We start from the raw sequence: 17,759 nt of genomic DNA on the forward strand, positions 1-17,759 counted from the left end.
CCGCGCCATGCGCCCCTGGCTGCACGCCTACAACACCCTCAGGCCTCACTCCGCCCTCAAGGGCTTGCCGCCCATCTCACGCATCACCAGCGACAATGTCCTTAGCAATGACAACTAGGTGCTGGTCGAGACCGCGATCCGGGCACGGTCGTCGAGGCGCGACGCCAGCAGGGTGACGATCGAGAATAGCCCGAGCAGGCACGGCGTAGTGCGGGTGATGGCCTTGTCCGACCACTGACGCTGGGTTTCCACGCCGAGGTGGTCGCGGACCGGGACTGTCGGAATTTTCGTGTTTGGGACCGTACGATGTTGCTGAAGGAGCCATCGTATGCCGCGACGCAAACAGCCTGCGATCCCGGATGAGTTGCTGGACCAGCTCCTGAGCGGGCGTGAAGGAGGTGATGGCCCTCGGCGTCCTAGACTCTCTGACGAAGGAGCTGCTGTACCTTGTCGCCTCGATGGTAGCTGGGTGCGCTTACTGCACGGCCGGCCACACCGTCTTTGCCCGAGCCAAGGGCATGACGGACGCGATGTACAGGGAGCTCCTGGCTATCGTCGGCATGGCGGCGGAGACCAACCGCTTCGCCCAGGCGCTGCGCGTCCCTTTCGAGCCCGACCTTCGCGGCTGAGTGCATGGCGGGCGGGTGTCTGGTAGCCCGCTCTGCGCTGAACATCGGAAACTCTGCGTGGCCCAGGCTCGTCGGGTGGGTCAATCAATGACTTACATGTCATTCCCATAGTGGCGAGGTATGGGACACGCAGACTTACCGATCTTCCAGCCGGCCTCTGCGCCACCTTCAGCCGTTCCGCGCAGACTTACCGATCTTCCAGCCGTCGTAGGGCCTCCCGTGCCGGTGCCCCACCCGGAACCTACGCCCCGGCCACGGCCGGAAAGTCCACTGGGCCTGCAGACGCTACCGTCCCTCGCTCACCCCTTGGTAGTCGCTCGGCCTCACCGACGCGTGTCCCGTACCAGCTGCAGGCCGATGACGCACAGCAGCAGTCGTTCCTAAGCTGCAGGCCCCCCCGCTTTGAGGCCGCGTAGACGCCTCTCGTGCCCTATAAGGAAGACTAGAATCAGACTCTATAAGTATGTGTCGGCGACTCTGCGTGGATAACCGAGGTCAGCATCGGAGATTCTGCGCAGATCGGGCAATTTTGGCATCGTCAACTCTGCGCACCGCGCCGGAAACTCTGCGTGGATAACTTCGAACTGCCAGTTCGATGCCGCAGATCGGAAACTCTGCGCGACACCGCTCGCGAGTTGGCGGTAGTCTCCCGCCTCATGGAGATTCGCCCATGAAGTCGCCGCGCGAGCAGCTGGAACTCCTCGGTTTCGACGGCGCCATGCGCGCCGTTGAGGCGGAGTGGTCCGCGCCCGCCGACCGCGCGCGTGCCCGCCGGCGCGTCGAGGTTACGCACGAGATCTCGTCGTCGCCGCCGGAAAACGAGGACATCTCCTACCTGCACAGCGGCCTATGCCAGACCTGCCTCCCACACCGCCGGCCCGCGAGCAACCGCGACGTCTGGAAGCGCCAGAGCGGCCGCTTCCGCCTGATCGTGCAGCCAGGCTACCTCGACGAGAGTATCGACCTCCCCTGGCGCGCGGCGACCGAGCAGAGCAAGCAGGAGCGGACTTGGGTGGGCATACCCTACGGCCCGAAGGCACGCCTCATCCTCATCTATCTCCAGACCGAGGGCGTGAAGAGCCGCGTCGTCAACATGGGGCCGAGCATGTCCGCGTGGATGCGCTCGCTCGGCTTCACCGCGACGGGCGGCGAGCGCGGCACCATCCGCCAGTTCAAGGAGCAGGTGTTGCGCATCGGCCGCTGCTCCTTTTCGCTGCAATGGACGGACATCGATCCCTCCGGCACCGAGACCGTCAACATCACTGACACGCGGATCGTGGACGGAATGTCGCTGTGGGGCTTCACCACGGACGGGGGCCGCTGGTCCGGCGAGATCGAGTTGTCGGAGCGCTTCCACGTGCACCTGAAGGAGCACGCAGTGCCGCTCGACCAACGCGCCATCGCGCACCTGTCCAACAACAGCCTCGGCCTCGACCTCTACATCCTCTTCGCATACCGGCTGCCGCAGCTGAAGGGGAACCTGACGCTGCGCTGGCAGCAGCTGCGCGGCCAGCTCGGCGCAGAGGGCTCGATGTCGAGCATCGGCGAGCGCATCCGTGAGACGCTGCCGGAGGTCCTTGCCGTCTACCCGGACGCCAGGATCGAGGTGTCGCGCCACGGGCTCACAATGAAGTCGAGCCTACCGTCGGTGCAGAAAACGCTGGTCCGAGGTTCCTCACTGCGCTTGGTAGTTTAGCTCACCGATCGCTTTTCCTCCTGCGCGTACGCGGGGCATAGGCAACTTGCGACCGGGTGGGCGGGACATTGGTTGCTCGGTCTCTACCTTGGAGCGGGATCGCCGACCCAGCCTTCGAAGCGTCGCCGGCGGGTGCGGCTGCGCGCATCTGCTAGGCTTGCCTTTGCTGCGACGAGATTGTTGCTTCGCGGACAGTGTCGCTCGTTCTAGCTATGGCAACGCCAACCCGGCCCTGTGCCGTTGCCAGCCGGTCAGTGCGCTGCGCCCGGGGCGCGATCAGGCCCGGCAGCCGCTCCACGAAGGTCCGCCGCGAGCACGCCGGATTGCGGCAGTACAGGCGTCGCAAGGCCAGTTCGAGACGGACCTGGCGGCCAAGGCAGGGTAGATCGGCGGGGTACCGAACTGCGCGGCTGTGGACAGTATGGCTCGGCTCGCCACAGTCCGGGCAGCGGCCGCTCCGCTGCCGAGTCTCAGCAGCGATCTGGATGTTGCTCGCGTCCGGGCGGGTGATCTCCCAGATGCGGCATCCTGGCAGGAGGTGAAGGTCCGTCATCCCGCATTTTACTACTGGACCAGCCAAGCCACAGCGCACTTGGCAGCATCAACCACGCTTCCTGTGGAAGAACCACCAAGACGGGGTGTAGCGGCTGGGTGAATCCTGGCTCTCCCGCACTTCCCGTGCTCACGGTGCCGAACCATACACTACAAGTTATTGAACTTGCGGGCAGATTCGGCGCTCTCTCAACCTGCGCGGTGGCCGAGTGGACCTTGCGGGACGACAACGCGGATTTCTACGAGAGTTCAGTGACTTGCCCGAACCGTTCGGTCATGCGCGGCACGGGAAATGCGGGAGAGCCTGAATCCTCCCCGGAAGTGCTGGCTGAAAATTGGTTCTTCCGCATTTTCCGTGCTGCGGGTCGTCGTTCCGGGGCGGCATGAGCACATGAGGGGAACCCCTTTCCGCTATTGAAGTGCTGTCGTTGCCCAAGCGTTTGTTGCCGCTCATTCCGGCAGGGCTGCTGGTTCAGCAGGTCCTGCCGTCTCCTGACCACCTGACCATCCTCGCCACCCCACGCCCACCTTCGGCTGCATGTCCGGACTGCGCCGTGCTGTCCCGGCGGGTGCACAGCCGGTACGACCGCACCCTTGGCGACCTGCCCTGGCAGGGTCGCCCTATGTCGCTGCGGATCAGGGCCCGGCGGTTCCTCTGCCTCAACCCGGCCTGTTCCAGGCGGACCTTCGCCGAACGCCTCACCGGCGTCACGGCGGTGGCGTCGCGGCAAACCGAGCGGCTGGGCGGGGTGCAGCGCTGCCTTGGCCTCGCCCTGGGCGGCGAGGCCGGCGCGCGGCTCGCGCGGCGTCTGGCCATGCCGACCAGCGGCGACACGCTGCTGCGAATGGCGTGCGCAGCCGGCAAATCCGGCGAGGTGCCGCGGCCGGCGCCTCGCGTGCTCGGTGTCGACGACTGGGCCTGGCGCCGCGGACATCGCTACGGCACGGCGCTGGCCGACCTGGAGCGGAACGTCGTAGTTGACCTCCTACAGGACCGTCAGGCGGAGACGCTGGCGACATGGCTGCGGCAGCATCCTGGTGCCGAGGTGGTGCTTACCTTCAAGCGGTCGTCGCAACGCCTTTCTGGACCGACTGCAGCGCTGCGTCGAGCGCCTCGGCTGGTGTCCTCCATCCGAGCGTCTTCCGTGGCCTGCTGTTGAGTGCCGCAGCGACTGCCGCCAGCTCGTCGGCGCTGTGGACGCTCAGGTCCGTCCCCTTTGGAAAATACTGCCGCAGCAGCCCATTGGTGTTCTCGTTCGAGCCACGCTGCCATGGACTGTGCGGATCGCAGAAGTACACCGCCAGCCCCGTCTCGACCCGCAGCCGTGCATGCTGCGCCATCTCGGATCCCTGATCCCAGGTCAGCGATCGGCGCACCTGCTCGGGCAACGTGGTGATCGTGCCGGTGATCGCATCGCGCACTGCCTCCGCGCCGTGCCCCGCCAGCGCTGGCCCGTTCTTCGCCCGCGGTCCGACCCCGTGCCCCTCCATCGGTGGCAGGTGCAGCAGCATCGTGAACCGCGTCGTCCGCTCGACGAGGGTGCCGATCGCCGAGCGGTTCAGGCCAAGGATCAGGTCCCCCTCCCAGTGCCCCGGCACCGCGCGGTCCTCCGCCTCCGCCGGGCGCTCGCTGATGAGGATCTCCGGCGTGACGAACGACTTGCCGCGCCCCTGCATGCGCGCTCGCGGCACGCGCAACGCCCGGCCCGTCCGCAGGCACGCTGTCAGCTCGCGCTTCAGCGCCCCTCGGCCCTGAATGTAGAGCGCCTGGTAGATCGCCTCGTGGCTGATCCGCATCCTCCCTTCGTTCGGGTAGTCGATCCGCAGCCGCTCGGCGATCTGCTGCGGGCTCCAAGCCAGTCCCCAGCGCCGGTGCTGACGTCGCCCATGCCGCCGGCCCTTCCACGACACCGCGGGACCCGGGACCGCAGCCCTGCCAGGAACACCGACCGCACCGCCCAGCCGCTCCTGAACATACGACCGCAGCTCGGGGTTCGTCGCCAGCTTCGCCGCCTTCGGCCGACGCCCGACACGCTCCGCGTGCCACTGCGCCGTCGTGGCTCGGTAATCCAGCTCCCCACCTCGCGTCGCCGCGTTCCGCCGCAGCTCCCGCGAGATCGTCGACGGCGCGCGTCCGACGCGGCGGGCCAACTCCCGTACGCCCAGTCCCTCCACCCGAAGCAGCGCAATCTCCTCCCGCTCGGCAAACGAGAGATAGCGCCCCGAAGGCGGCTTCGCGGATCGTGCCAGGTGCGACGGCGCCATCCCGCCTGCCTGGCGAAACCAGCGCGTCCCAACCGGCTGCGATACCCCGACTTCCATCGCCGCGTCCTCGCTTGTCTTGCCCGCAGCGATGAACGCCCAGAACCGATGCCGATGCTCCTGCCGCGCAACAGGCGGCCGCCCCGGCGAACGCAGCTTACCCCGTAGCTTCCGATCCGAACGCCGCCGACCCGCCATCGCACCACCCTCCGCCACGGTGTTGCGACGACCACCTGAATCCACCGTGGTAGCGTCCGTCAATGTGGTGGAATTTGCTGATGGGCTGTGGGTGGCCACGGCTCAGGCGGGCTTGGGTGGCAGTTGCAGGGTTTCGTTGGTGGGCGCGGGGCTGAGCATCTCGACCATGGCCTCGATGCCCATGTAGCGGTGCTGCATCTGCCATTCATCGTTGGCCTCGAGCAGGACAGCGCCGATCAGGCGAATGATGGAGGCTTCTGAGGGAAAGATGCCGACCACGTCGGCGCGGCGTTTCACCTCCTTGTTCAACCGCTCCAGGGTGTTGGTCGAGTGCAGCTTTGTCCTGTGCGGGGTGGGGAAGGACATGTAGGCGAGGACGTCGTCCTCGCTCTCGTCCATCAGCACGCCGAGCTTTGGCCAGCGCGGGCGGAGCTGGTCGGCAACATGGCGCCAGGTCTGTTGCGCGCTGGCCTGGTCGGGCTGCAGGAACGCCTGACGCAGCGCGGCTGAGGCCATGGATTGCTGGGCCTTGCCGACATGGGCCAAGGCATTCCTCATCCAATGGACTCGACACCGTTGCCATGTCGCGCCGAGCACGCGGGCGATTGCCGCCTTCAGCCCCTCATGGGCATCGGAGACGACCAGCTTCACGCCCTTCAGGCCGCGCTTGAGCAGGCTCTTGAGAAAGCTTGACCAGAAGGTCTCAGCTTCCGACGGCCCGATGTGCAGGCCGACGATCTCGCGTCGCCCTTCGGCATCGCAGGCCACGGCGATTATCGCTGCGACGGAGACGATGCGGCCGCCCTCGCGCTGGCGGAGATAGGTGGCGTCCAGCCAAAGATACGGCCACTCGCCCGACAGCGGCCGATCCAGGAAGGCGCCGACCCGCTCGTCGATGTCCTTGCACAGCTTGGAGACGGTCGATTTCGAGATGCCGGTCAGGCCCATCGCCTGCACCAACTCGTCCACCCGCCGGGTCGAGACCCCGCCGATCCAGGCCTCTTGGATCACCGCCACCAGAGCCTTCTCCGAAGTCTTCCGCGGCTCCAGGAAGGGCGGAAAATAGCTGCCCTGCCGCAGCTTCGGGATCCGCAGCTGCAGTGACCCCAGCCGCGTGTCCAGCGTGCGGTCGCGGAAGCCGTTGCGGTAGTTCAGCCGCTCGCCGGTCCGTTCGTGCCGCCCGGCGCCGATCAGGCCCTCCACGTCGACCTCCATCAGCATCTGCAGCACCGCCTCGGCGACGCCGCGCAGGAAGTCGCCATCGCCGGCTTTCGCCAGCAGGTCAGCCAGTGGCAATCTCTCCTCGGTCATCGGGTCCTCGGCCGGTCAGGGGCGGGAGCCTCGCAACTCCACCCTAGCCGCCAGATCCGATGGCCACCCAAGCCCTACACCCCGGCCAAAGCCGGATTTTCCACCACCTCCGCGGACGCTACCCGAGGTGGTCGCACGCGACCGTGCCGGGGCCTATGCTGATGGGATCAGACAGGGCGCCCCAGCTGCCAGGCAGGTTGCGGACCGCTGGCATCTGCTGCGGAATCTGGGCGATGCCGTGCAGTCCCTTGCCGATCGGCATGGTGCTGCCGCCAGGCGCGCTGCGCGGCATGTCGCCTCCGAACAAGCGGAGATTGCCGCGGCGACACCAGCCCCATCGCCAGCACCTCGGCCGCTGAGCCGGGCAGAACAGGCGAGCCAGGCATCCCTCCTACGTCGGCAGGCGCGCTACGAGGAGGTAGCCAAGCTCCATGATGACGGCATGTCTCTGCGTCGCATCGCCGATCTTCTCGGTGCCGAGCGCAAGACGGTACGCAGTTGGTTGCGTCTCGGTCACGCACCGCTTTGGCGAAAGCCGAAGCGTACCGGCGTGCTCAACGCCCATATGCGCTTCCTCGAGCGGCGATGGACGGAGGGATGCCACAATGCCGCGCAGCTCTGGCGCGAACTGGTCGCGCTCGGTTTCAGTGGTCGGCCGACGACGGTTCGTGCCTGGGCCATGGGCCGGCGGCAGGCGAGCAGATCGGTATCCGCCGGGCCGGCACGCCCGGTATGGCAGCTCCCCGCGCGGCGGGGCCTTGCACGGCTGCTCATGGCCGACACCGATGCGCTCGGCGAAACCGAACGCGCCTTCGTCGTGCAACTACTCACCGATGCGCCGGATCTGGCCAATGCTGTCGCCGCTGCCAAGAACCTCCGCCGCGTCCTCCGCCGAGAAAATGGCGAAGGCCTCGAAGCCGCACTGGTCGCCGCCGAGCGCACATCCCTCGCGGGCTTCGTCTCAGGCCTGCGCCGGGACATCGACGCAGTGCAGGCTGCACTCGACCTTCCCTGGACCACCAGCCCGGTCGAAGGTCAGATCAACCGCCTCAAGATGATCAAGCGAACTATGTATGGCCGAGCCGGCTTCGCTCTTCTTCGCGCCCGCGTCCTCCGTGCGGCCTGATGCCGAAATGGGAGCACGGGAAATGCGGGAGAACCAATTTTCAGCCAGCGCTTCTGCGAAATCCAGCCTCAGCATTGACGCGGGGCAAACCCAGCATGCAGCTTGTCCGGGCGGCGGCGCGGCCTGCCCTTGCGACCCCGGACCGGAGGGACAGCATCCAGGGTGGGCACGAGCATGCGGCTGTCGTGCCGGTTGGCCGGGCTCAGCATCAGGCCAAGCGGCGTGCCCCCGCCATCGACGACCAGATGCCGCTTGGTACCTGCCTTGCCCCTGTCCGTCGGGTTGGGCCCGGTCTGCGCGCCCCCCTTTGAGCGCGCACGGAGGCACTGTCGAGCGACGCCCGGCGCCAGTCCAGGCGGTCCACCCCGCGCAGCCGCACGAGCAGCACCCGGTGCAGCGCCGCCCAAACCCCGGCCGCGTGCCACTCCGCGAGCCGTCGCCAGCAGGTCTTGCCGCTGCAGCCCATCTCCGCCGGGACATCCCGCCACTGGATGTCAGTTCTCAGCACGAAGACGATCCCGGCCAGCGCCACCCGGTCCGGCACCCGCGGTCGGCCTCCCTTCGGCCAGGATGGCTCAGGCGGCAACAGCGGCTCAATCGCCGCCCAGAGATCGTCGGGAACAAGTGGGGATGCCATCGAACCCCAACGCTCAGACCAGCGTTTTGTCTATAGCTTTCAGACTGTTGCTTCCGTCTCCCGGTGCGGCACGGATATTGGGCCGGTCACGCCGTACTGCTCGAGTCGGCGCATCTCCACGCGGTTGAGCACCACGCCGAGTAGTCGGTCGCGGCTGCCACGCAGTCCGTCCAGGATCTCGGCCAGCGCCTCGCCCTCGAGATCGCCCCAGCTCGAGATCAGCAGGAGACCATCCAGCAACTCGGCCAGCACGCTGGCATCGGCGGCGCTGCCGGCCGCCGGCAGATCCAGTACCACGCGGTCGTAGCCGGCGCGCAGCGCCGCCATCAGCCGGTCCGCCCGCAGCGGCGCCAGGATCCGCGCCGGCTGCGCCGCCGATTTGCTCGCGGCGGCGGGCAGGAAGTGCAGCCCGGTCTGCGGGTCGCGCCACACCACCTGCTCGAGCGGCATGGTGCCCTCGGCGATCTCGGCCGCACCACCGGTGCCCTGCGGCGCCAGCGCCCGGCTCAGGCTCGCACCGCGCAGGTCGAGATCGACCAGCAGCGTGTTGTAGCCGGCATCGGCGAAGGCATAGGCGAGGTTGGCGGCGACGGTGCTGGCGCCCTCGCCGGAGCGCGGCGCGACGCAGCCGATCACCTGGCCGCCCGGCGTCCGGCGCCGCCAAACGGTCCGCAGCGCGATGCCGCGCATCGTCTCGGCGAAGGCGGAGGCGGGGCGGTCGATGACATGGCGCAGCGCGCTCGCCCGGGTCGGCAGTCGCCGCAGGCCGGGATCGGCCGGCTGGCCATCGAGGCTCTGCACGGAGGCGGAGAGCCGCGGCAGCATGCCGAGGCACTCATGGCCGGTGGCCGCCTTGATCTGCGCCGGGGTCCGCAGCCCCTGATCGAGCAACTCGTGCAGGATGGCGAGGGCGCCGCCGAGCATCAGGCCGACCACCAGGCCGAGGCCAAGCACCAGCACCGCCTTCGGCCAGCTTTTCCGCAGCGGCGGGACGGCGGGCGACATCACCCGGGCCTCGGTGATGGGGAAGGACTGGTCCTGCACCGCCTGGGTGTAGCGCTGCAGGAAATTCTCGTAGATCGCCTTGTAGCTGTCGGCCGCGCTCTGCAGCGCGCGCAGCATGATCCGGTCGCTGTTCACCTCGGCCGCGGCGCCGGCGAGCACGGCCAGCTGCCGGCTCAGCTCCGCCTCATTCGCCTTCGCCACGTCGAGCTCGCTGCGATAGGTCTCCGAGATGCGGGCCAGCTCGTTCCTGATCGACTTCTGCAGCTCGACCATCTCGATCCGCGCATTGACCGCGGCGGTGTGCCCGCTGCCGTAGCGCGCGGACCATTCGGACTCGCGGCGGCGGGCGTCGAGATACTGCTTGCGCAGCGCGACGATAACGGTGTTCTCGATCGCCTCGGCCATCGGTGCGTCGACCAGGCGGTCGGGCGAGATGACGTTGATGCGGTCGAACTTCGCCTGCGCATCGGCGAGCCGGGCCCGCGCGGCGGTCAGCTGCAGGCTGAAGTCGCCGAGCTGCTGCGCGTTGAACTGTCCCTTGTCGGTATCGAGGATGTTGTGGCTGGCGCGGTAGTCCTGCACCTGCCCGTCGGCCGCTATCGCCTCGTCGCGCAGCTCGCCGACGCGCTTCTGCATCCAGACGCTCGCCATGCTCGAGACATCCGCGAGGGCGGCGACCTGGCGCTGCAGGTAGTGGTCGGCCAGGGCATTCGCCAGCCGAGCCGAGAGCACGCCGTCCGGGGTGCGCACGGCGACCTCGATGACCGCGGTCAGGCCGATGCGGCGCACCGAAACCAGCTTCATCAGCTTCTCGACCGCGAGCGAGCGCAGCCGCTCCTCGTCCGGCGGCCCGTCGCTGCTGACGAGATCGGCGACGAAGCCGACGACGCTGCCGATGATGCCCTTGCCGATGGCGTTGAAATCGGCGTCGTGCAGCAGGTCCTTCTGCTGCACGACCGCGCGCGCCAGCCCCTCGGACCGGATCACCTCGACCTGGCTCTCGACCAGCGCGCTCTCGGACTGCGCATCGGTGACGAGCGGCTGCAGGCGGAAGGGGTTGCTCTGCCGGACATCCACCAGGAGGGCGGTGGTGGCAGTGAATTGCGGCGTGGCGACCAGCAGGTAGAGAATGGCCAGGCCAAGGGTGGCGACGGCCGAGCCGATGATGGTCGGCCAGCGCCGGCGCAGGAAGCGCAGCATCCCGGGCAGCCAGCGGAAGGGTGGTGCGTCCTGCCCATGCGGGGAGCCGGCCAGCATCTCGGTCGGGTTCTGGACATTCATCATGCAGCAGGCATCCGAACGGGCTGGGCCTGACCCAAGGGGACGCATGACGCGTCCCATGGCTGCACAGGCTCTTTTTTGAAAAATCAACAGGATAAGGCGGGGTTGTTTTAACCCTTCTTCAACTTATCCGGGCTTCCCGTTACCATATTGCTACTACATGGATCAGGCCTGCGGAGCCGGCCGCGGCATCGCAAACCAGCGCCGGCAGAGCAGCCGAAGGCCAAGATACAGCAGCATGAGCCCGGTCGCGGCCGTCGCGGCCGCGGCCAGGGTCAGCAGGCCGGATGCCAGCCCTTGCTCCGCGCTGGCAAAGACCCGGCCAGCCAGCGCTTCCCCGGCCCCGGCCCCGGCCAGCATCGCCCCGAAGGGCAGCACGACCTCCAATGCATAGACCTGCCCGGTCCTCGGTAGGTCGTGCCGGGTCAGCCAGGCCATGGCGGCCGTCGAGCCAAGGCTACGGAGCGCCAGGGCGAGGGCGCAGGGGATGAGGCCAACCGGGGCCAGCAGCAGCACCAGGGCCAGGCCGGATCCAGCCGAGCCGAGGCTGACCCGCAGCAGCTGGCGATTGCGACCCGAGACCGAGAGCAGCGACCCATGCGCGCTGCCGAGTGCCCGCAGGAAGCCGCCGAGCGCCAGCAGGGCGGCCACCGGCGCGGCCTCGGCCCAGGCCGGGCCGAAGACCAAGGTGATCAACCGCAGATGGGTCGCCATGATCACCGCCGTCGCCAGGCCGCAACTGGCCGTCAGGATCATCAGGCCACGGCGCAGCCCCTCGGCGGTGTCGCCGGGTCGGCGGCGCGCGAAGACCGGCTGGAACAGGATGCCGCCGAAGGAGGCCGCGGCGGTGATCAGGATCGTCTCCACCCGCTTGGCCAGATTGTAATAGGCCAGCTGCAGGCCGCCGAGCAGGCCGGCGACGAGGACCTGGTCGAGGTAGTTGTTCACCGCCGCCACCAGCCGCACGGCCGAGGCATGCGTGGCCTCCTGCTGGAGTCGGCGCAGGCAGTCACGGTGCAGCCTGGGCCGCACCAGGGTCCCGGTGCCGGCGGTGGTCAGCAGCAGCAGCAGGACCGAGAGGCCAAGCTGGTAGGTCACCAGCCCGGCCATGGGATGACCGGCCAGGAGCAGGCCCAGGCCGGCCACCCCGGCGCCAGCCGTCGCCAGGATCGAGCGCAGCGCTAGCCGGCGGAAGGACAGCCGCTCGGCCAGCATCGCCTGCGGCTGCAGCACGGCGAGGTCGAGCGGGATGCGCAGGCCAAGGACGGCGATCGCCAGCCCGGCCTGCTCGACTCCCGGCACCAACCATACGAGCAGGGGGGTCAGCAGCAGGTACAGGCCCAACAGCCCCAGGCCGCCTAGCAGCAGGCAGGCCAGGGCGGTTTCGGCGGCGCGTTGCCGGTCCTCCTCTTGCTGTTCCTCCCGCTGCTGCAGCAGCGCCTCGTAGAGGCCGGGCAGGCCGAAGGCCTTGATCATCTCGCTGACGGCCACGGCGAGGGCCACGACGCCGATCTCGGCTGCTGGCAGCCAGCGGGCGAAGACGACGAAGATGCCGAGCGGCAGCAGGGCGCCGGCGGCCGCGTTCAGGGCCGACCAAGCGGCACCGTGCAGGAAGCGTCCAGCGCCGGGAGAGGGGTCGGGAAGGGTGCGCGGCATGGATGCACCTAGCCTGGGCCGCAGAGGATTATCAAGTATAGGTTGATAGACCTCATCTGGGAAACTTCCTGCAAGAACCGTGGCTTGACCTTGCGGGTCTAGTGCCAGACCGGGTTTCCCTACGCTGAATCGGCGGCCTTCAGCCCATCTTTGGTTTTTCGGTCCGGAAGAGGGTGCAGCTTCCCTCCTCCTGAGCCCCGCCTTGCTGCCGCAGCTTCGGCCTTTGGCCGGAAAAGGGGCTGTCTAGAATTATCCACAAGCAGCATCCTCGCGATTTCGAGAGGCAAAGCTACCCTATAGGAGAATCTTATAGGCCTTAATTATAGGTATAGGCCGCCGATTCAGCGTGGATAACTCGCTCAAAGGCCGCCGATTCAGCGTAAACCCGGCCTTCAAAGGCCGCCGATTCAGCGTAGCAAGGCCGCCGATTCAGCGTGGATAACTTGGGGCCCTCGCCGCCGGCCGGAATTCGACGGCACCATGCCGAAAGGCCGCCGATTCAGCGCAGCATCGTGGCGCAGCATGGCTAGACTGCGCCCGCTCGCCCCGGACGCAGTGATCGGATCTCCATGGCCGGTATCCATCGCCAGCTCATGCTCTTCGGCACCGACGGCCTCCGGCGCGTCGCCGCGGCGCTGCAGGACCCGAAGGAGCGTCGCCGCGAGCTCGACCGGATCGCCGCCGCCAGCGCCGCCCTCGGCGAGCCGGCCGAGGACGACCTCGCCTTCTCGCATTCCGGCCTTTGCCAGACCTGCCTGCCGCATGCCCGCCCGGCCAGCAACGACCTGATCTGGGAGCGCAATTCCGGGCGCTTCCACCTCATGGTCAGCCCCGGCGTGGTGCGCGGCGCGGATGGCCGGGCAACCCGTGTCGGCGTGCCCTATGGCACCCGCGCCCGGCTGATCATGATCTTCCTGCAGACCGAGGGGGTGCGCAGCCGCACCGTCAGCCTCGGCCCCAGCATGTCGGCCTGGATCCGCTCCCTCGGCCTGCCGGTCACCGGCGGGCCGCGCGGCACCATCCAGGCGATCCGCGAGCAATCGCTGCGCATCGCCCGCTGCGAGTTCACCCTGCAATGGACGGCGCGCTCCGCCTCCGGCGGCGACGAGACCATCATCCGCGACCAGCGCCTGGTCTCCGGCCTCTCGCTCTGGCACGGCCAGGAGGAGGGCGCGCCCTGGCAGGCCACGGTCGAGCTGACCCGGGAGTTCCACGAGCACCTGCGCGAGCATGCGGTGCCGCTCATGCGCGACGCCATCGCGCATCTGAAGGACAACTCCCTCGGCCTCGACCTCTACACCCTGCTCGCCTACCGGCTGCAGCGGCTGGAGCAGCCCCTGCTGCTCCGCTGGCAGGCCCTGGCGGCCCAGGTCGGGGCGGATACCAGCCGCGTCTCCCACCTCGCCCAGCGGGTCAAGGCGGTGCTGCCGGACGTGTTGGCGGTCTATCCGGATGCCGGGGTGGAGGTGGTGCGCCACGGGCTGCGCCTGCTGCCCTCGAAATCACCGGTGCCGCGCACCCTGGTCAACGGATTGCGGGTGGTGGAGGCCGCCACACCGCCCCGCTGAGGCACCAGGATGCGCCCTGAGGCCAGGAAGGGGTGAAAAGGCTAAAGGTAGCCCCTCGGCCTTGCACCGGCCTCAGGCGGCATCCAGGCGCCGTATCAGGCAACCCTGGCTGGTTGGGCGGATTTCGCCAGGGTCTCCAGCCGCTCCAGCATCCGCGCCCGCAATGCCAGGCGCCGCGGCTCGGCGCTCAGCGCCGGCTCGGTCCGCGCCAGGCGCTCCAGCGCCTCCGCCGTGCGGGCCGGGCTGAAGCCGAGGAAGGGACGCAGCAGCGGCGAGCGCTTGGCCAGGCCCTTCAGCCGCGAGACCAGCGTCGCCACCTCCGGCGTCACCCGCTCGTCGAAGCGGGCCAGCGCCGCCTCGGCATCGAAGCGCAGGGTCTGGCCGAAGGGGGCAGGGGGGCGGCCGAAGGCGAGGACCGGCCCGGGATCGGGCGGCGGGACCATCGCCAGCGCGAAGTCGCGGCCCAGCGAGAGGGTCCAGTCGACCCATTTGCTGATGCCGAAATTCTTCGAGGTGGCGAAGGCGATCCAGGGGATGCCGTAGACATCGGCGAGGATCGCGCCGTGCAGGGATTCCGTCAGCACCAGGCGCGCCCCGGCGATGCGGGCGATGACCGCCTCCGGCGTGCCACGCGGGTCGAGCAGCTCATAGCCGGTCAGCCTCGCCACCTCCGGCCAGCCGGGATGGTCGAGGGTCTGGAAATGCGGCACCACCAGCGTGCCGCCGGTGCCCGTCGCCGCCTGCGGGAAGCCCGCGACCAGCGGCGTCAGGATGGCGCCATCGGTGAGCGCCCGCTCCGCCGGCAGGCCCAGCACCCGCGCCGAGACCGGGCCACGCACGCACCAGTACTCGACCTGCTTGCCGCGCCAGGCCTCGGGCCGGTCGTTGCCGATGCCGGAGGAGAAGACGTGCAGCCGCCGCAGCCCGCCGCAGGGCATGCCGATGATGGTGCCGATACCGACGAAGCCGGTCTCCGGATCCTCGTCGAACAACCCCGGCGCCAGGCCCTTCCAGAGCACGGCGTTCAGGTCGTCGCCGAAATTCGGCACCTGCTTGCGGTAGTAGACGAGCTGCATGGGTGATCGTCCCCGCGGTCAGCGAACCGTCTCGATGCGGCGGCCCGGTTGCGCCGGCTCCCGGGCCGGCTGGCCCGCCGCCGCCACGCCGGCGATATGGTCCCCCGCCCGGAGCGCGAGGGCGATGATGGTCAGCGCCGTGTTGACCGCCCCGGCCGAGGGCAGGGTCGAGGCATCGACCACGTAGAGACCCTTGATGTCGTGCATCTGGCAATCCGGGTCGAGCACCGAGCTCGCCGGATCGGTTCCGAAGCGCACCGTGCCGACCTCGTGCCAGAGATAGGGCGGCCGCTTGCGAGCGAGGGAGGGGTAGCCGGCGCGGCGGAAAGTCTCGACCGCGAGGTCGCGCAGGCGGCCGAAGGCCTGGAGGTTGTGCCGCGGCTCGACGCGGCCGGCGAGCCGGTCGCCATCGAAACGCAGCCCGGCCTCCTGCGAGGGCAACGCCTCGCTCATGTAGAAGCACATCAGGCTGTGCCGACCGACCAGCCGGGCGATGGGCCGGACCAGCCGCGAGGCCTCCTCCCAGAAGGGCATCTGCCCGGCGACCTGCACCACGCCCAAGGGGTGCGGCGAGCCTGGGCCGCCCTCGTAGAAGGCGTTGATGGCGAAGGTCTTGGTGTAGAAGGCCGGCACCGGCCGCAGGCCGGTGAAGGGGAAGATCATGCCGACGGAATGGCCGCCGAGATAACGTCCGAGCGCGCCGCCGGCATTGCCGAGCCCCTCCGGATGCCGGTCCGTGCGTGAGCGCCGCAGCATCAGGGCCGAGCCGGGCAGCCCGCCGCAAACGGCGACCACCCCGGCCCGCACCACGTATTCCTCGCCCTGGCGCCGCAGCAGCACGCCCGTGGCGCGACTGCCCGCGCCGTCGGTCAGGATCCGCAGGCATTCAGTCCGGGTCGCCAGATGGACGTTGCCGGTCGCCAGCGCCGGCCGCATGGAGGCGGTCTCGGCATCCATCTTGGCGTCGCGGGTGCAGAGATGCGCGTCGCAGGTCGGGCAGAGCACGCAGCTGCCGCCCGGCCCGTGATCGAGGCCGCTCGGGACGGGTGCGACCGGCGTGCCGCTCTGCGCCAGGCGCTGCACCATCTCGGCGACGACGCCGCCATGCGGCAGCGGCGGATGCGGATAGGGGTTGGCGCGCGGCGGCTCACTCGGATCGCCCTCCGGCGCGCCATGCACGCGGTAGAGGCGCTCCGCCTGCTCGTAATAGGGCTCGAGCTCGGCATAGGTGATCGGCCAGGCGGGCGAGGTGCCGGTTTCGTGCTCAACGGCGCGGAAATCGCTCTCGCGCATCCGGTAGAGGGCGGCGCCGTAGAATTTGGTGCGGCCGCCGACGATGCTGAGCGGCGCGTCGCGGCTGCCCATGACGTCGGTGATGAAGCGGCCGACCGGCTCGCCCTCGCCACCGCGCTCGACCCGCAGGAAATCGCCCTGCTCGACCACCAGGACGCGCAACCCGAGTTGCCCGAGGCGCAGCGCGAGGGGGGCGCCGCCGGCGCCGCTGCCGATGACCACGGCGTCATAGGGGCGCGTCAGATCGGTCGTCCGCCACCTGTCGTCCTGCTGCATCGCCGGGTCCCCATCCTGCTTCCCTGCGGGAAGCTCAGGGACAACACCAGAAAGGTGGGCGGAGAATGACCGCAGCCCGCTTTACGGTAGCGGCTCTACCCAAAAAATCAGGAAGCTATCGGATATCCAACAGATACCAATTGATACCAGGGCCCGGACGCGAAAAAGCCGCCTGCGGAGGGTGTCCGAGGCGGCTGCGGCGATGTCAGATTTGGATGCGGGGACAGGATTTGAACCTGTGACCTTCAGGTTATGAGCCTGACGAGCTACCGGGCTGCTCCACCCCGCGTGGGTGGTGAGGTGTTTCCTGGGATCCGGCTGGGTGGCCCGGCGGCGACCGACTCTCCCGCTGCTTGAGCAGCAGTACCATGGGCGCTGAGGTGTTTCACGGCCGAGTTCGGGATGGGATCGGGTGTTGCAACCTTGCGATGACCACCGGGCCACCCGGCCGGATCCTGGGATGTGGGGCTGGATTGGGTGTGTTGTGTGTGCTGCTGTGTTGGTTTGCGGCGCGGTTTGGTGCTGCGTGTGGTGTCGTCTTGCGACGACGCGGGCTGGGGAGGGATGGGAGTTCTATCGGGCGATTAGTAACGCTCGGCTGCACGGGTTACCCCGCTTCCACCTGCGTCCTATTGACGTGCTGGTCTGGCACGGCCCTCGAGGGAGACCTCGTTTGGAGGGGGGTTTCCTGCTTAGATGCCTTCAGCAGTTATCCCGTCCGCACTTGGCTACCCAGCTGTGCCACTGGCGTGACAACTGGTGCACCAGAGGTGCGTCCATCCCGGTCCTCTCGTACTAGGGACAGATCCTCGCAAGTCTCCTACACCCACGGCAGATAGGGACCGAACTGTCTCACGACGTTCTAAACCCAGCTCACGTACCGCTTTAATCGGCGAACAGCCGAACCCTTGGGACCTGCTCCAGCCCCGGGATGCGATGAGCCGACATCGAGGTGCCAAACCTCCCCGTCGATGTGGACTCTTGGGGGAGATCAGCCTGTTATCCCTAGAGTACCTTTTATCCGTTGAGCGATGGCCCTTCCACGCGGGACCACCGGATCACTAAGGCCGACTTTCGTCTCTGTTCGCGCTGTCGCGCTCACAGTCAGGCGGGCTTGTGCCTTTGCACTCAACAGCCGATGTCCGACCGGCCTGAGCCCACCATCGCGCGCCTCCGTTACACTTTGGGAGGCG

14 protein-coding genes, 1 tRNA gene, 2 rRNA genes and 2 pseudogenes are annotated in these 17,759 nt (G+C 68.4%); 7 read left to right on the top strand and 12 right to left on the bottom strand.

Features of this window, described 5'->3' with window-relative positions:
* The 3 genes and pseudogenes from DOO78_RS25710 to DOO78_RS25725 form a co-directional block, all read left to right on the top strand.
* A pseudogene (locus tag DOO78_RS25710) lies at nucleotides 1–118 on the top strand (integrase core domain-containing protein); the annotation flags it as partial.
* A gap of 340 nt (nucleotides 119–458) precedes the next feature.
* On the top strand, nucleotides 459–629 hold the full coding sequence (locus DOO78_RS25720) for a carboxymuconolactone decarboxylase family protein (protein ID WP_243634799.1): 171 nt from the start codon (nucleotides 459–461) through the stop codon (nucleotides 627–629).
* A gap of 670 nt (nucleotides 630–1,299) precedes the next feature.
* Nucleotides 1,300–2,325: a replication protein RepA gene (locus DOO78_RS25725; protein ID WP_111472749.1), complete on the top strand. Its 1,026-nt coding sequence runs from the start codon at nucleotides 1,300–1,302 to the stop codon at nucleotides 2,323–2,325.
* A gap of 151 nt (nucleotides 2,326–2,476) precedes the next feature.
* Here the strand turns inward: DOO78_RS25725 and DOO78_RS28610 are convergent, their stop codons facing one another.
* The gene (locus DOO78_RS28610) at nucleotides 2,477–2,878 is read right to left on the bottom strand and encodes a transposase family protein (protein WP_111472750.1); all 402 of its coding nucleotides are present in this window, start codon (nucleotides 2,876–2,878) and stop codon (nucleotides 2,477–2,479) included.
* 200 nt (nucleotides 2,879–3,078) lie between these two features.
* Between DOO78_RS28610 and DOO78_RS27190 the strand changes: the two genes are divergently transcribed.
* Both DOO78_RS27190 and DOO78_RS25735 read left to right on the top strand, forming a co-directional pair.
* Complete coding sequence (locus tag DOO78_RS27190; RefSeq protein ID WP_128080159.1) at nucleotides 3,079–3,264, top strand: hypothetical protein; 186 nt, start codon at nucleotides 3,079–3,081, stop codon at nucleotides 3,262–3,264.
* Nucleotides 3,265–3,296: 32 nt separating this feature from the next.
* Nucleotides 3,297–4,037, top strand: coding sequence for a transposase family protein (locus tag DOO78_RS25735; RefSeq protein ID WP_165839092.1), 741 nt, complete (start codon nucleotides 3,297–3,299; stop codon nucleotides 4,035–4,037).
* Here DOO78_RS25735 and DOO78_RS25740 read toward each other — a convergent pair.
* From DOO78_RS25740 to DOO78_RS28320, 3 genes are all read right to left on the bottom strand, one after another.
* Nucleotides 3,937–5,337, bottom strand: a complete 1,401-nt coding sequence (locus DOO78_RS25740) for an IS30 family transposase (RefSeq protein WP_111472752.1) — start codon at nucleotides 5,335–5,337, stop codon at nucleotides 3,937–3,939. The genes DOO78_RS25735 and DOO78_RS25740 overlap by 101 nt on opposite strands.
* 102 nt (nucleotides 5,338–5,439) lie before the next feature.
* The gene (locus DOO78_RS25745; RefSeq protein ID WP_111472753.1) at nucleotides 5,440–6,648 is read right to left on the bottom strand and encodes an IS256 family transposase; all 1,209 of its coding nucleotides are present in this window, start codon (nucleotides 6,646–6,648) and stop codon (nucleotides 5,440–5,442) included.
* A gap of 118 nt (nucleotides 6,649–6,766) precedes the next feature.
* Nucleotides 6,767–6,940 (bottom strand): hypothetical protein, encoded by a 174-nt coding sequence (locus DOO78_RS28320; RefSeq protein ID WP_243634798.1) that lies wholly within the window; start codon nucleotides 6,938–6,940, stop codon nucleotides 6,767–6,769.
* Nucleotides 6,941–7,327: 387 nt separating this feature from the next.
* Here DOO78_RS28320 and DOO78_RS25750 point away from each other — a divergent pair, with 387 nt between their 5' ends.
* Complete coding sequence (locus tag DOO78_RS25750; protein WP_408887592.1) at nucleotides 7,328–7,774, top strand: transposase; 447 nt, start codon at nucleotides 7,328–7,330, stop codon at nucleotides 7,772–7,774.
* Nucleotides 7,775–7,845: 71 nt separating this feature from the next.
* On the opposite strand, the pseudogene DOO78_RS25755 reads toward DOO78_RS25750, so the two are convergent.
* The 3 genes and pseudogenes from DOO78_RS25755 to DOO78_RS25765 form a co-directional block, all read right to left on the bottom strand.
* Nucleotides 7,846–8,411, bottom strand: a pseudogene (locus tag DOO78_RS25755) (IS5 family transposase); the annotation flags it as partial.
* 39 nt (nucleotides 8,412–8,450) lie between these two features.
* Complete coding sequence (locus tag DOO78_RS25760) at nucleotides 8,451–10,700, bottom strand: Wzz/FepE/Etk N-terminal domain-containing protein (protein WP_165839093.1); 2,250 nt, start codon at nucleotides 10,698–10,700, stop codon at nucleotides 8,451–8,453.
* Nucleotides 10,701–10,862: 162 nt separating this feature from the next.
* Complete coding sequence (locus DOO78_RS25765) at nucleotides 10,863–12,353, bottom strand: oligosaccharide flippase family protein (RefSeq protein ID WP_111472756.1); 1,491 nt, start codon at nucleotides 12,351–12,353, stop codon at nucleotides 10,863–10,865.
* A gap of 569 nt (nucleotides 12,354–12,922) precedes the next feature.
* Here DOO78_RS25765 and DOO78_RS25770 point away from each other — a divergent pair.
* Nucleotides 12,923–13,921: a replication protein RepA gene (locus tag DOO78_RS25770; protein ID WP_111472757.1), complete on the top strand. Its 999-nt coding sequence runs from the start codon at nucleotides 12,923–12,925 to the stop codon at nucleotides 13,919–13,921.
* Nucleotides 13,922–14,016: 95 nt separating this feature from the next.
* Here the strand turns inward: DOO78_RS25770 and DOO78_RS25775 are convergent, their stop codons facing one another.
* The 5 genes from DOO78_RS25775 to DOO78_RS25795 all read right to left on the bottom strand — a co-directional run.
* Nucleotides 14,017–14,997, bottom strand: coding sequence for a polysaccharide pyruvyl transferase family protein (locus tag DOO78_RS25775; RefSeq protein ID WP_111472758.1), 981 nt, complete (start codon nucleotides 14,995–14,997; stop codon nucleotides 14,017–14,019).
* A gap of 18 nt (nucleotides 14,998–15,015) precedes the next feature.
* Nucleotides 15,016–16,566, bottom strand: coding sequence for a GMC oxidoreductase (locus tag DOO78_RS25780; RefSeq protein ID WP_111472759.1), 1,551 nt, complete (start codon nucleotides 16,564–16,566; stop codon nucleotides 15,016–15,018).
* Between the two features lie 212 nt (nucleotides 16,567–16,778).
* A tRNA-Met gene (locus tag DOO78_RS25785) sits at nucleotides 16,779–16,855 on the bottom strand.
* A 36-nt stretch (nucleotides 16,856–16,891) separates the two neighbouring features.
* Nucleotides 16,892–17,006: ribosomal RNA gene (gene rrf / locus DOO78_RS25790) — 5S ribosomal RNA — on the bottom strand.
* 123 nt (nucleotides 17,007–17,129) lie between these two features.
* Nucleotides 17,130–17,759, bottom strand: a 23S ribosomal RNA gene (locus DOO78_RS25795); the annotation flags it as partial.

The organism is Roseicella frigidaeris, from assembly GCF_003258945.1.
Lineage (GTDB): Bacteria > Pseudomonadota > Alphaproteobacteria > Acetobacterales > Acetobacteraceae > Paracraurococcus > Paracraurococcus frigidaeris.